Genomic DNA, 14,081 nt, shown 5'->3' with positions numbered 1-14,081 from the left:
AAAACCATTTTACCAATGAAAATTCAGTTAACCAAAATTACCTTGTCTGCCTGTCTCATAGGGGCGGTCCTACAATCTTGTAAATCTACACAAGCCGTTACGGCCACCCAGGAAACCGCGGTGGAAAAAACGGAAGAAAAAGTAATGGAAAAAGTACCCGTAGAGGCTTCTAACGGTTATACCGAAACCGTTCCCGAAACCGATAAGAGTTTTGATATGGTGTTGATTCCTAGTGGAACCTTTACCATGGGTAGTCCGGAATCGGAAGTGAACAGAAAGGCCGATGAAGGTCCTCAAAAGGAGGTAGAGCTAGACGCTTTTTATATGGCGAAGCATGAATTGACATGGGACTTGTTTGAACTTTTCTTCAAACAGAACAAAGAACTTTTTGTAAAATTGGATGATGACCGTGTAATTAAAATTGATGCCATTACACGTCCCAGTCCGCCGTATGAGGATCCATCGTATGGTATGGGTAAAGACGGGTTTCCTGCGGTAAGCATGTCCGCATATTCGGCATTGGTATATTGCAAATGGCTAAGTGCCGTTACCGGAAAATTTTACCGATTGCCCACGGAGGCCGAATGGGAATACGCTGCAAAGGCAGGTACACAAAGTGCTTATAGTTTTGGGGATGATGTAGCTCAGATAGACGAGTATGCGGTATACTACAAGAATTCGGAAAGTAAATATGCCAAGGTGGGGTCCAAAAAACCAAATCCTTGGGGCTTGTATGATATGCATGGGAATGCGGCGGAATGGACGTTGGATGAATACAAGGCAGATGCCTATGCCACAATGGACAAGAAAAATCCTTGGGTAACTCCAACAGTAATACACCCACGCTCGTATAGGGGTGGTTCTTGGGATGATGATGCGGATAAATTACGTTCATCGGCCAGAACGGCTTCAAGTTTAAAACAGCAGAAGCGTGATCCACAGATTCCAAAGAGTTTTTGGTGGTTTACAGATTCCAACTATGTAGGTTTTAGATTGGTAAGTCCAAAAGTTCAACCTACCGAGGAAGAACAAAAGAAGTTCTGGCAGACCGTTTTGGATGAATAGAAAATTGATTATAAAATGCCATTAATGTTTTGGCCAATTTAAATACCATGAAAAATACATTTCTATTAGTACTTCTAGTGGCTTTTACCTTTGTAGGTCGGGCACAGGATGAATATACGCTTTCGGACACCAGTACATTGACCATAAGCGGGACTTCTACCGTTCATGAATGGGAAGTGGCCGCAAATTCGGTATCTGCAACCCTTACTTATGACGGTACTGCACCCAAAGAAATTGATTTAGAGGTTGCCGTAGACGATATTAAAAGTGAAAGAGGTGCGGCAATGGACAAAAAAATGCACGAGGCCTTAAAAAAAGAGGCGCATCCCAAGGTTGTTTTTAAACTTAAGGAGGTAAAGGGTGCATCTACTTTAGTGGGATCTTTAAACATTGCCGGGGCGGAGAAAACGGTAATGATTTCAGTAACTATGGAAACGGCCTCGGAAGGACTTAAAATTAAAGGTCAAAAGAAGTTGGTGCTGCAAGATTACGGTATGGAACCCCCAACGGCCATGTTTGGCCAGATAGTAGTAGGGGATGAGGTTACCGTTAATTTTGATTTACTTTTTTCAAAGCAGTAAGCATTTCGGTTCAAGTGGGTAATCTGCTTTAAAATCTTTTTTATGGAGAATCGTGCAAAAATTAAGAGTCTTGCGGCAAAATACGCTCCGGAGTTTGTGGAGGTCCGTAGGCATTTGCACCAATATCCGGAACTCTCTTTTCACGAATACAATACATGTTCCTTTTTAAAGGAGCAACTGCTGGCCTTGGGTATTACGGACATTGAATCGGTTGCCAGAACAGGTTTGTTGGCTACCATTAACGGTCGTGAAAAAGGAAAAACGGTGCTACTTAGAGCGGATATTGATGCCCTACCGATTCAGGAGCAAAATACTATAGCCTATGCTTCCACCACAGATGGCGTTATGCATGCCTGCGGTCATGATGCCCATAGTGCTTCCCTTTTACTTTGTGCTAAAATTTTAATGGAACTGAAAGGTGATTTTCAGGGAAGTGTAAAATTACTTTTTCAGCCTGCGGAAGAGCTTAGTCCGGGAGGGGCGGTAAGCGTTATTAAGGAAAAAGCATATACTGTTTTAGGCAGTATTCCCCATATAGGGCAGCACGTACGGCCAGATATTCCCGTGGGGAAAGTAGGTTTTCGCTCCGGAAAGTTCATGGCCAGTATGGACGAACTCTTTTTAACCGTAAAAGGAAAAGGAGGTCATGCCGCAATGCCTGAAAAAATTATTGACCCAGTTCTGATCGCCTCTCACATTATAGTTGCCGCTCAGCAATTGGTCAGTCGTGTTGCGGACCCTAAAATTCCGTCTGTACTTTCGTTCGGTAAGGTAATCGCCAATGGTGCGATCAACGTTATTCCCAATGAAGTTTCCATTGAGGGTACTTTTAGGACTATGGATGAAGATTGGCGGAAAACAGCTTTGGAAAAGCTGAAGAAATTGGTCATTACAATGGCTGAAGCCATGGGGGGCAGTTGCGAACTGAAAATCAATCATGGGTACCCGCATTTAAAAAATGACTCCACCTTGACCGAAAATCTAAGAATCCAGGCAAAGGACTATTTAGGGGAGGAAAATGTTGAGGAATTGGACCAATGGATGGCAGCGGAAGATTTTGCATACTACACTCAGCAAAATCCCGCATGTTTTTATATGCTAGGGGTGGGAAATACCCAAGAGAATATTACATCCGGTCTGCATACACCTACTTTTAATATTGATGAATCTGCTTTGGAACTAGGGGGCGGATTATTGGCGTGGCTGGCCCTAAGAACACTTTCAGCGTAATCTGTATTTTGGTTTCATATTCATAGTCAAACCTTGTTGTATTTGTTGACATGGCTTAAATACGGGCGATGTATTCAAAAAGTGATAATAAATGACGAAAAAGTGCAACTGATTGAATTGTGGCTATAGCCTAGAACTGCTAGTTTTATGGAATAACATTAAGTGTGTAATGTACCATTCCAAAAAATGAAGTATAAGATAATAGTTGCGGTAGTTTTGGCCAGTTTGATCGGTTTTCTTTTTTTGTATAAGAAGGGAATATTCGATTCTGCTAACGATGAATATGCCGATATGAAATTACCGGAAACGGTAGATTACAATTTTCATATCAAACCTATCCTTTCCGATAATTGCTATACCTGTCACGGTCCGGATGCCAATAAAAGAAAGGCAGGTCTGCGTTTAGATTTGGAAGAAGGGGCATTTTCCGAACTTCCCGAAAATCCGGGTAATTATGCTTTGGTCTCCAAAAACCTAAGAAAAAGTATCGCCTATCAGGCAATCATTTCTGAAGATAAAGATGTTATCATGCCACCGGCAGATTCAAAATTGCACTTGAATTCCTATGAAAAAAAGCTCATAAAAAAATGGATTCAACAAGGGGCTAAATTCGAAAAACATTGGGCCTATATTTCACCTAAAAAGACGACTGCCCCGCAAACGGAAAATACACAATGGGCACAAAATGAAATTGATGGTTTTATTTTGGAGAAGCTGGAGGAAAAGGGATTGAGCCCTTCGGAAAAGGCGGCCAAAGAAACTCTAATACGCAGGATAAGTTTGGATTTAACCGGTCTCCCACCTCAATTGGAACAGTTGGAAGAACTTACCGCCAATGGCGATGTGGAGCAAATTATAGAAACATTTTTGAGTTCTCCGGCCTATGGCGAACGTATGACGCAGTCTTGGTTGGATGTGGCCCGCTATGCGGATTCCCACGGGTATCAAGATGATAGTTACCGTACCATGTGGCCCTGGCGCGATTGGGTGATTCATGCGTTCAATAAAAATTTGCCGTATGACCAATTTCTAACTTGGCAGTTGGCGGGAGACTTGTTGCCCAATGCTACTAAAGAACAAATTCTTGCTACGGGCTTTAACCGTAACCATCCCATTACACAGGAAGGTGGGGTAATTCAGGAAGAGTACCGTACCAACTACGTTTTGGACCGTACCAATACCGTGGGTAAGGGAATTTTAGGGATTACGCTAGAATGCGCGCAGTGCCATGACCATAAATATGATGCCATTTCCCAAGCCAATTATTTTGAGATGTTCGCTTTTTTTAATCAAGTCAAAGAAAGGGGGCTTCAAATGGATGCGGTTCAGGCGGGAAAAAGAAAATTCTTTGCAGACCCACCTTTCCTGACCATTTCTAAAGAGGAAACGGAAGACGTATTGTCTTTTGTCCATATGGATAGTCTGCCAACTATTAATGTAATGGTCATGAACGATTCGGCGCCTAGAACTACCTATATTTTAGATAGAGGTCAGTATGATCAACCTGCAGATTCAGTATTGCCAAAAACACCCGAGGCCATTTTTGCCTTTTCGGAAGACTTGCCCAAGAACCGTTTAGGGCTGGCGCAGTGGTTGGTAGACAAGAACAATCCGCTCACGGCAAGAGTATATGTAAACCGTATTTGGGCCATGTTGTTCGGTAAGGGGTTGGTAGAGACTTCCGAGGATTTTGGAGTTCAGGGCAGCCTGCCTACACACCCTCAATTACTGGACTGGTTGGCGGTAGATTTTATGGAGCACAACTGGGATATCAAATACCTCCTGAAGAAAATCATGCTTTCGGCCACATATCAGCAAAAATCGGAAATGCGCCCGGAGCTAAAAAAGGCGGACCCGGAAAATAAACTGTTGGCCCGTGCACCGCGCTTTAGAATGAGTGGTGAAATGATCAGGGATTATATTCTTGCCACAAGTGGTCTCCTTAATCCAGAGTTGGGAGGCCCTAGTGTAAAGCCCTATCAACCTGCAGGTCTATGGGAAGAAACCAATGCCGGGGGTAACCGTGGTATCCTTACGAAATATGTTCCCGATCAAGGAGCGGATTTGTACAGACGTTCGTTGTACACGTTTTGGAAGCGTACGTTACCGCCACCCAATATGACCATTTTTGATGCGCCTACGAGAGATTTTTCGGAAGTACGTAGGCAAAAAACAAATACGCCCCTACAGGCATTGGTGCTCCAGAATGATGTACAGGTGTTGGAAGCAGCAAGGGTGTTGGCACAAAGAAGTATAGAAGCCGATCCGGACAATCCTAATTTAGTAGCTACTCTTTTCAAACGCATTTTGGTACGTAGTCCGCGAAAAGAAGAACTATTGGCATTGAACAATTATTATCATGATGCTTTGGAGCAATATAAAGATGATTTGGAAAGCGCTGAAAAATTAGTTGCCGTTGGCGATTTTGAGCAGTTGCAGGTCAGTCCCGTGAAAACAGCGGCGTTGATGCTTACGGCACAGGTTATTTACAATTTAGACGAAACCATTACAAAAGAATAGGCCATGAAAGAAGACAAAAACAAAAAGGAGGATCCGTTAAAAGTAAACAGACGGCATTTTTTTTCACAATTGAGTGTGGGTATTGGTTCGTTGGCACTAGGGTCATTATTAATTCCCGATCTGTTGAAAGGAGGCGGGGCACCACCTGTAACCCAACCATTGGGTATTCCGCATTTTGCTCCAAAGGCCAAAAGGGTCATTTATCTTTTTCAAGCGGGCGCACCTTCTCAATTTGAAAGTTTTGACTATAAGCCTACGTTGCGAAAACGTATGGGCGAGGATTTACCGGATTCCATTCGAAACGGACAACGGTTAACAGGAATGACCTCGGGGCAGGATAAATTTCCGTTGATGCCCGCGGCTACCAATTTTAAGCAATACGGACAAAGTGGAACATGGATCAGTGATTACTTCCCGCATATTGCTAAAATTGCCGATGATATTACCGTAGTGCGCAGTATGCATACGGAGGCCATTAACCACGACCCGGCCATTACCTTCTTTCAAACGGGAAGTCAGATTTCTGGGCGCCCCAGTATGGGTTCGTGGATGAGTTACGGGTTGGGCAGTGAGAACAAGAACCTGCCTTCTTTTGTAGTGCTTACTTCACGTGGAAAAGGAAATAGTCAAGGGTTGTACTCCAAACTATGGTCCAGTGGCTTTTTGGATTCCAAGCATCAAGGTGTGCTGTTGCGGTCCGGAAAGGACCCTGTACTGTACCTGAATGACCCGGATGGACTTTCCAGATCGGACAAACGGCATTTGTTGAACGAGGTTTCCCAGCTGAACAAAATGCACCATGTAGAAACGGGTGATGATGAAATAGAATCCCGTATCGCCCAATATGAAATGGCGTACCGTATGCAAATGTCGGTGCCGGACGTTATGGATATTTCAAAAGAACCGGAGTCTATTGTTAAACTGTACGGTGAAGACTGTCAGGTGCCCGGAACATACGCGGCAAATGCGTTGCAGGCCCGTAGGTTGGCGGAAAATGGTGTGCGCTTCATCCAACTGTATCATCAAGGTTGGGACCAACACGGCAATCTGCCTAATGCTATGGCGGGCCAAGCAAAAGACGTTGATCAAGCATCGGCGGCACTCGTTCAGGATTTAAAACAACGTGGTATGCTAGAGGATACCTTGGTAGTTTGGGGCGGTGAATTTGGTAGGACGAATTATTGTCAGGGTAATTTTAATCCGGAAAACTTTGGTAGGGATCACCACCCAAGGGCATTTAGCATTTGGATGGCCGGTGGAGGAATTAAACCCGGTCTCAATTATGGTAAGACCGATGAGTTTGGATACAATGTTATTGAAAACCCGGTACATGTAAACGATTTCCACGCCACGTTAATGCATGCCATGGGAATAGATCATGAGCAATTAACCTATAAATATCAAGGACGCCGATTTAGACTGACCGATGTAGCCGGAAATGTAATCAATGACCTTTTAGCATAACCAATGACCAATTTTTTAAAAAGCCGTTGGGTAGAGTATAGTGTTTTAGGCCTATCCGTTTTTCTTATTTTTTGTTTGGTTTTCGATTCCAGTATAGTGTTGCCTAATTTGGTAGCGTGGTTGGGGCGTTGGCATCCCTTGGTGCTTCACTTTCCGATCGTACTTTTGCTAATTGCCGTTTTTCTGGGTTTGACCGGAAAAAAGGTACCGCATGAACTTTTGGTAATTGGGGTATTATCAGCTTTGGTAACCGCTATATTAGGTTTCTTTCTGGGGAAGGAAACCCCGGTAAAGGGAGATTTGCTCTTGTGGCACCAATGGATGGGTGGGGCCGTGGCCCTTATTGCAGCCCTCTGGTATGCTTTGGCCAATAAAGGTCTGGACAGTAAAATCTATGTAAAAGGCCTTCAAGTGGTTGTGGTGGTTCTGGTAGCACTTACCGGTCATTATGGGGGAATGGTTACGCATGGCGAAGAATTTCTGGCCTTGCAAACTTCAAAAAAAGAAAAGGAACTTCCGGAGAACCCAATAATCTATGCGGATGTGGTAGCCACAATTTTAGACGATAAATGTGTGTCCTGCCATAACTCCAATAAGAAAAAGGGAGAGTTACTCTTGACCAATTTTTCTGAACTGTTGAAAGGCGGTGAAAGCGGGAATACCCTAGTTCCGGGAGACCCGCTTAAAAGTGAATTGATCAGTAGATTGCATTTGCCCGTGGAAAATGAGGAACACATGCCACCGGAAGGAAAAACGCCCTTAATACCAAGTGAAATTGAAATTTTGGAACGTTGGGTAGCGTTGGGGGCTTCGGATACCTTGCGTTTGGATCAGCTGCCTAAAAGTGAACCTTTGGCCATCCTCGTTAAGGGGTTGATGGAACCGGACCCCATGTCCAAATGGGCAAAACTGCCTTTTGTGGCCGATAGTACATTGCAGAATCTAGCCTCCGATTATCTAACCATAGAACGCGTGGCGAGTAATTCCAATGCACTTAGCATAGATATGTATTTGCCGCCTGAGTATGATGTAAAACCTATCTTGGCGTTGCAACGCATTGCGAACAATATTGTGGAATTAGACCTAAGCGGACTTCCGTTAGGTGCCCAAGAAATGGATGTGATAGCGAAATGTCAGAATTTGGAATGGCTGGAAATCGATAAAACGCCCGTTTCCGATACCGAGATGGAAAAACTATCGAACTTAAAAAAACTCAAACTTTTAAAAGTGTACGAAACGGACATTACGGATAAGAGCCTGGCTGTTTTTAAGAATATGACGGACCTGAAAAACCTGTATGTCTATAAAACCGGAATCTCTAAAAATGCGATTCAGGAGTTACAGGATACAAACAAGGGGCTGCAAGTAAACTATGGCATTGCCCCGGAAATTGAAGGTTTTTTCGTGGCAACGGACTCTGTAACGGTAACAAAGTAGTCTTTTTGGTAGATATGCTAACGCAATAGCACAGGACTTCTGGGTTTCTACAATTAATGAGTAACTTTATAGCTATAGGCAATAGGCCTACTTCAGCTATGAATTTAAAAAAATACGTATTCCTTCTCTTTCTATTGATGGTGGGCTTGGTGTTGGCTTCGGTGTATACACCAACGGAAACCAATTATGAGCCAGTACCGGATAGTAAGGATGAAAACAAACCGGCATCGGATGTGGCTTTTCATAAGATGATGGATGTGTTAACACACCCACGGTGTTTGAATTGTCACCCAAGCGATAATATTCCCAAACAGGGAGAGGATAGTCACCCCCATCATTTTGATATGGCCAGGGGAGAAAATGATAAAGGTTTTAAAGCTACCAAATGTGCTACCTGTCATCAATCTGAAAACAATCCGTATTCCGGGGCTCCGGGAGCACCGCATTGGTCTTTGGCACCACACTCCATGCGGTGGCAAGGTTTAAATCGGTTTGAAATCGCAAAATCCATGATGGATACAGAGCGTAACGGTGGTCGTTCCCCGGAGGAAATCAGAAAACATTTAACGGAAGATGATTTGGTACTTTGGGCCTGGGAGCCGGGCACGAATGTAAAAGGAGAGCTGCGTGAACTTCCACCGGTATCAAAAGAAGAATTTATCAGTGCGGTAGAAGAGTGGTTTTCAAACGGCCACACCATTCCATCCCAATAAAAAAATAGACTGACCATGAAAATTTCAATGATTGTCAATGGTGAATCGCGTAGCGTTGAGCTTGCTGATGAGCTTACGCCCCTACTTTGGGTAATTCGCGATATGCTGGGTTTAAAAGGTACTAAGTTCGGTTGCGGAAAGGCAGCTTGTGGAGCCTGTACCCTACATGTAGACGGAGAAGCAGTACGTTCCTGTTCCTATCCCGTAAAATTTGCGGAGGGAAAACAAATCACTACCATAGAAGGTTTGGGAGATGCGGAAAATCCACATCCCGTACAAACGGCCTGGATAGAAGAAGTGGTGCCCCAGTGTGGGTATTGCCAACCTGGGTTTATGATGGCTACGGCGGCTTTGCTGAACAAAATCCCCAATCCAACGGACGAGGAAATTGATGATAACATTATCAACGTGTGTAGGTGCGGAACCTACTATAGAATGCGAAAAGCCATTCATAGGGCGGCGGAGAAACAACAAGAGACCATCCCAATGAACCAACCCACAAACGCGAAGTAATGGCAGATAACGATTCTTCAAAAAAGAAAATATCCAGACGAAAATTCTTGGTCCGTGGGGGCTTTGGAACCTTGGGCGTGTTAGCCGTAGGGACCTATATACTGCGGAATCCCATTAGAAGGGCCGTGTTGGAAAAGGTAAATGAAATGGACCTGGACTATATGGGCAGTACGGACAACCCCATGCTCTGGTTTGAACTGGGTAAGGATAATATCATCACCCTACACTCGCCTAAAGTAGAAATGGGCCAAGGTACCTTTACCGGTATGGCGCAAATGGCAGCGGATGAATTGGAAATACCCATGGAAAATATCAAGGTGGTGCATGCCTCTACGGCCACGGGTAATATAGATAGCGTGAGCACGGGAGGGAGTACCTCTATTTCCGGCCTGTGGCAACCGCTGCGGGAATTGGCAGCTACCTTTCGCGAGATGATCAAGCTAGAAGCAGCAAAGCAATTAGGCGTTTCGGTCTCTGAACTTTCCGTAAAGGAGGGTGTTGTTTCAGGAAACGGAAAAAGCCTGTCCTTTACGGAAATATCTCAAGGTGTAACAGATTGGACGGTCCCGGATGCGCCCGTTTTAAAAGATATAAGTTCGTATAAGTTCGTGGGAAAACCCGTGGCGAGAGTAGATTTGGCGGATAAAGTATATGGGGCGCCCATGTTCGGGATAGATGCCATAATGCCCAATATGGTTTACGGAGCCGTGGTGCGACCTTCAAAAATTGGAGCCAAGTTTGTAAGTGCTACAACGGATAAAGCCGAAAAAATGCCCGGCGTTATAAAAATTGTAAGTGAGGACGATTTTGTGGGTGTCGTTGCCGAAACCTATATCCAAGCGGAAAATGCCAAGCAGGCCATTGAGGTGGTTTGGGAAGTCCCGGAAGATTTACAACAAGAGGCCATAGTGGCCATGATGACCGTAGGTAATGGAAAATCTTCTATAATACAGAAAGAAGGGGAAGCCCTTGAAGGCGATGCGGTAGAGCAGATGGAATTTAGGAGTCCCATAGGTGCGCACGCCCAGATAGAACCCAATGGGGTAGTGGCTCTGGTGGAAGGGGAGAAAGCAACCATTATGATCTCTACCCAGGTAATTGGTATTACCCGTAAGGAAGTGTCTAGCCGTTTGGGTTGGGATGAGGAGCAAGTAAATGTAATCCCTACTTATTTGGGAGGTGGTTTTGGCAGACGGTTGCATACGCCACATGCGGTACAGGCGGCAGTCATGTCCAAAGCGGTAGGCAAACCCGTAAAATATATTTTTAGTCGGGAAGAAGAATTTCAGCATGATATGTTCCGCCCGCCCACCCATCATATTTTAAAAGGCCGTTTAAATGATGCTGGTAAGCTTACCGGCTTGGAGCATCATTTTGTGAGTGGTGATGTAGGCAATAATTCGGCATTGATACCCAATATGGTCCCCACCGTTATTGGTGCGGATATCGGGGCAATCAGAGGTGGGTTTATACAGTATTCGGGCGTGCCCAATCATCGTTCGGTGTATTGGCATGTAACTTTGCCTTTTGCTACAAGTTGGTGGCGCAGTTTGGGGTTGTTGGCGAATACTTTTGCCATTGAAAGCTTTATGGACGAAATGGCAATTAAGGCAAAAACGAATGCCGAAGAGTTCCGCTTGGCACATATTCAGGATGATGCTGCCGGAAAACGTTTAAAGGAAGTCATACGTACCGCAGGCGAAAAATCAGGATATACCGAAGAAGTAAAAAATAATAGGGCCATGGGTATTGCAGCATCGGTAGATGCGGGTACGCCCTGTGCGCATGTAGTTGAGGTTTCGGTCACGGATGACCGTATTAAGGTTCACAAAGTAACGGTAGTGTTGGACCCCGGTTTGGCCGTAAATCCGGATCAGATAAAAGCGCAGTGCGAAGGCTGTGTGATTATGGGGATGAGTGCCGTGCTTTTTGAACAGATGAAAGTGGTAGATGGTTCGTTGACCCCAACCATCTATGGCCCGTATGAAATGGCGCTAATGAAACACGCTCCAAAAGAAATAGATGTAGTGCTGCTTCAGGGCACGGATAAACCCGGTGCGGTGGGCGAACCTCCAATGGGTCCCATAGGTGCGGCTATCGCCAATGCTGTACGCAGGCTCACGGGAAAACGTTTGCAATCTATACCACTGCGGTTAACATAAATAATAGGCATATAAAAAGGCTTCCAAGAAATTGGAAGCCTTTTTTCTTCTAAAAAGTCGGCAAGGTGGGTTTGGTTGGCTCTAAATCTAATAGCGTATTTCGGTAAACAGATTAAGCTTACTTATAGCGGATTCTGGCAGTTTGTTTTCTCAAAACTATGATTTTAGAGATTACGTTTCATTTTTTATAAGGTTACAATCAGTGAGTTAGGGTTGGAGGACGTGGGAAGCCTTTAAAAGCGTGGTGGGTATGGGCTGCCATGGGATTGTAGGAATTTAGGCTAAGTAAAAGAGTCAGTTTTCAATAGCTCAAAATGTTAACGAAATGTTAATTAAAAATAAGGCAATAATACTTCGATACAGGTAAAAAAACGAAGTTATGTGTCTGGTTTTTTGGTGATTTCTTAATAAACAGGAATCAATTTTAACATAATTGTAACGTAAAAAATCCGCTTCCGGTTTTAGTGGGTAGCATACCCTTTTAAGGACTTTTTTTGTGTTAGATTTGCTGCTGAATTTAACCGATTTACGGTTTTATTTTTTTTGAATAAGTGGTGCTATGTGTAGGGATATTTTAACCCGTTTTGCATCTGTTTTTTGTTATAGTTGACCAAGTAAGAGGTGTATTTTATCGATTAACGTAACTGTTTTTTCGATGAAAAAACCACAGCTTAAAACGCATTGAACGGCAAACGGTTAGATACCTTTTTTTAATATTGAAAAGTGGTTTTTCCCACATATTTTGTGTACTTATGCAGCCCCCTAACAATGTTTTTGCCAAGTATTGAAAAAAAGTATTGATATGGAACAATGGTATGTATTGAAAGTTAGGCAAGGTTACGAAAAGAAGGTAACCGAGGGTCTTACAAAAATGGATATACAGGTCTACTGCCCCATTGTAAAGGAGGTCCGCTTTTGGAGCGATCGCAAGAAAACAGTAGAAACCCCCTTAATTAAATCGTACGTGTTTATTAAAAGTACCGAGAAAAACAGGTCTATGGCCTTTTCGGTACATGGGGTGGAGCGCTATTTATATTGGTTGGGCAAACCGGCCATTGTGCGTAATGAAGAAATAGAGGTGCTTAAGGATTGGGTAAGCAATGACGCTGTAGAAGAGTTAATGTATTCCCAGTTGCAACCGGGCGATCGTACCACAATTCGCAGCGGTCTTTTAAAAGATCAGATAGCGGTTGTGCGCCACATTGGTAAAACCAGGGTTTCCTTGGTGTTGGAAGATATGGGTATTGTGGTCAATGCCAAATTAAAAGAGGTAGTGTAAAGGTAAACGACCTCAGGGCGAGCCCATGAGGCATTAAAAGGAAATTCAACTTTGATTTCGACGCAAGTGTCGGAGCATTTTAAATCTCGATTATCGAGTAAAGATAGGCCGCTGTTAAAATGGGATTGGTATTATAGAGCCCCAATTGATTAGCGGTCACAGAAGTAAAATAAAAGTAAAGTGCTATGTGTGTGTCCTATGTGACAGGCAACGGCGGAGCCGTTTTTAATGCTAAGGTTTGTAGGTCATAAAGAAGTTTGCAAATCTTTTCAAAACCCCCGGTATAGTAAGGAACGGCAGATGTAAAGAAGCAGAAGTAACCTTGTTGAACTTTCAATTAATCCAAAGCGTATGGGAATAGGAAATTTAGAAGTATTAGGGTATCCTGTTTTTAATGGAAAGTTAGAAACGGTAGATTGGTCTGCCCCTAAGTTAATGGTGAACACCATAAATCAATATTCGTATTGTATAGCCCATGAAGATGCGGCTTTTCAAAAAGCTTTAAAAGATTCTGATATCTTACTGCCGGATGGTGTAGGTATCGTATGGGCCGCCAAATGGTTAAAAAAAGAACGGATCCAGAAAATTGCGGGAGCGGATATTCATGAGTTCCTGTTGCAACATTTGCAGCAAACGGGAGGGCGCTGCTTTTATATGGGTTCGTCAGAAGCAGTTTTGGAAAAGATTAAAAAGCGCGCTGCAGAAGAATATCCTATGGTAACGGTGGGTACCTATTCACCGCCTTATAAACCGGAGTTTACGGAAGCGGACAATACCGCAATTCTAAATGCCATAAACCAATTTAATCCAGATGTGGTGTTTGTGGGTATGACTGCTCCCAAACAGGAAAAATGGGTGAACCAGAACGGGGCGCTCATAGACAAAGGAGTGGTTTGTTCCATTGGTGCCGTCTTTGATTTTTACGCAGGTACGGTACAACGGCCGGGTAAGGTATGGCAAAACTTAGGTTTGGAGTGGTTGGGCCGCTTTGTTAAGGAACCTAAACGAATGTGGAAACGCTATTTCTATTATGGTGGGGTCTTTGCCTATCATTTGGTAGCGCGTACCGATAAAAAATAAGGACACCTTGTTTAGGTCTGGAGGTGTCTACAGAATT

General features: G+C 43.8%; 11 protein-coding genes. All 11 read left to right on the top strand.

The genetic code is table 11. The annotated features are described in order from the left end of the window. Positions 1-15: 15 nt before the first annotated feature. A complete protein-coding gene (locus tag SJY45_RS10580) occupies positions 16-1,065 on the top strand; it encodes a formylglycine-generating enzyme family protein (RefSeq protein WP_400070583.1) in 1,050 nt (349 codons plus the stop codon). Between the two features lie 47 nt (positions 1,066-1,112). Next, on the top strand, positions 1,113-1,646 hold the full coding sequence (locus tag SJY45_RS10575; protein WP_400070581.1) for a YceI family protein: 534 nt from the start codon (positions 1,113-1,115) through the stop codon (positions 1,644-1,646). A 42-nt stretch (positions 1,647-1,688) separates the two neighbouring features. Next, positions 1,689-2,876 carry a M20 family metallopeptidase gene (locus SJY45_RS10570; protein ID WP_400070579.1) on the top strand — a complete coding sequence of 396 codons (1,188 nt, stop codon included), beginning with the start codon at positions 1,689-1,691 and terminating at the stop codon, positions 2,874-2,876. A gap of 186 nt (positions 2,877-3,062) precedes the next feature. Next, positions 3,063-5,396, top strand: a complete 2,334-nt coding sequence (locus SJY45_RS10565) for a PSD1 and planctomycete cytochrome C domain-containing protein (protein ID WP_215437977.1) — start codon at positions 3,063-3,065, stop codon at positions 5,394-5,396. Between the two features lie 3 nt (positions 5,397-5,399). Further along, positions 5,400-6,860 (top strand): DUF1501 domain-containing protein, encoded by a 1,461-nt coding sequence (locus SJY45_RS10560; RefSeq protein ID WP_215437978.1) that lies wholly within the window; start codon positions 5,400-5,402, stop codon positions 6,858-6,860. Between the two features lie 3 nt (positions 6,861-6,863). Further along, positions 6,864-8,297 carry a c-type cytochrome domain-containing protein gene (locus tag SJY45_RS10555; RefSeq protein ID WP_400070577.1) on the top strand — a complete coding sequence of 478 codons (1,434 nt, stop codon included), beginning with the start codon at positions 6,864-6,866 and terminating at the stop codon, positions 8,295-8,297. 56 nt (positions 8,298-8,353) lie between these two features. Further along, positions 8,354-9,010, top strand: a complete 657-nt coding sequence (locus SJY45_RS10550; RefSeq protein WP_400070575.1) for a hypothetical protein — start codon at positions 8,354-8,356, stop codon at positions 9,008-9,010. A gap of 15 nt (positions 9,011-9,025) precedes the next feature. Continuing rightward, positions 9,026-9,523 carry a (2Fe-2S)-binding protein gene (locus SJY45_RS10545; protein WP_400070573.1) on the top strand — a complete coding sequence of 166 codons (498 nt, stop codon included), beginning with the start codon at positions 9,026-9,028 and terminating at the stop codon, positions 9,521-9,523. Beyond that, the gene (locus SJY45_RS10540; RefSeq protein WP_400070571.1) at positions 9,523-11,685 is read left to right on the top strand and encodes a molybdopterin cofactor-binding domain-containing protein; all 2,163 of its coding nucleotides are present in this window, start codon (positions 9,523-9,525) and stop codon (positions 11,683-11,685) included. The genes SJY45_RS10545 and SJY45_RS10540 overlap by 1 nt, the downstream gene beginning before the upstream one ends. Positions 11,686-12,487: 802 nt before the next feature. Next, positions 12,488-12,964, top strand: a complete 477-nt coding sequence (locus tag SJY45_RS10535) for a UpxY family transcription antiterminator (RefSeq protein ID WP_400070569.1) — start codon at positions 12,488-12,490, stop codon at positions 12,962-12,964. Positions 12,965-13,315: 351 nt separating this feature from the next. Next, positions 13,316-14,044: a WecB/TagA/CpsF family glycosyltransferase gene (locus SJY45_RS10530; protein ID WP_400070567.1), complete on the top strand. Its 729-nt coding sequence runs from the start codon at positions 13,316-13,318 to the stop codon at positions 14,042-14,044. The last annotated feature ends 37 nt before the right edge of the window (positions 14,045-14,081 follow it).

This window comes from Zobellia russellii (genome assembly GCF_044597075.1).
Classification (GTDB): Bacteria; Bacteroidota; Bacteroidia; order Flavobacteriales; family Flavobacteriaceae; genus Zobellia; species Zobellia russellii.
The sequence above is the reverse complement of the archived record's forward strand: the minus strand, read 5'-3'. Positions and strand labels throughout refer to the sequence as shown.

Coding starts and splice junctions, on each gene's coding strand:
- SJY45_RS10580 (WP_400070583.1), top strand. CDS start 16: ATGAAAATTCAGTTAACCAAAATTACCTTGTCTGCCTGTCTCATAGGG.
- SJY45_RS10575 (WP_400070581.1), top strand. CDS start 1,113: ATGAAAAATACATTTCTATTAGTACTTCTAGTGGCTTTTACCTTTGTA.
- SJY45_RS10570 (WP_400070579.1), top strand. CDS start 1,689: ATGGAGAATCGTGCAAAAATTAAGAGTCTTGCGGCAAAATACGCTCCG.
- SJY45_RS10565 (WP_215437977.1), top strand. CDS start 3,063: ATGAAGTATAAGATAATAGTTGCGGTAGTTTTGGCCAGTTTGATCGGT.
- SJY45_RS10560 (WP_215437978.1), top strand. CDS start 5,400: ATGAAAGAAGACAAAAACAAAAAGGAGGATCCGTTAAAAGTAAACAGA.
- SJY45_RS10555 (WP_400070577.1), top strand. CDS start 6,864: ATGACCAATTTTTTAAAAAGCCGTTGGGTAGAGTATAGTGTTTTAGGC.
- SJY45_RS10550 (WP_400070575.1), top strand. CDS start 8,354: ATGAGTAACTTTATAGCTATAGGCAATAGGCCTACTTCAGCTATGAAT.
- SJY45_RS10545 (WP_400070573.1), top strand. CDS start 9,026: ATGAAAATTTCAATGATTGTCAATGGTGAATCGCGTAGCGTTGAGCTT.
- SJY45_RS10540 (WP_400070571.1), top strand. CDS start 9,523: ATGGCAGATAACGATTCTTCAAAAAAGAAAATATCCAGACGAAAATTC.
- SJY45_RS10535 (WP_400070569.1), top strand. CDS start 12,488: ATGGAACAATGGTATGTATTGAAAGTTAGGCAAGGTTACGAAAAGAAG.
- SJY45_RS10530 (WP_400070567.1), top strand. CDS start 13,316: ATGGGAATAGGAAATTTAGAAGTATTAGGGTATCCTGTTTTTAATGGA.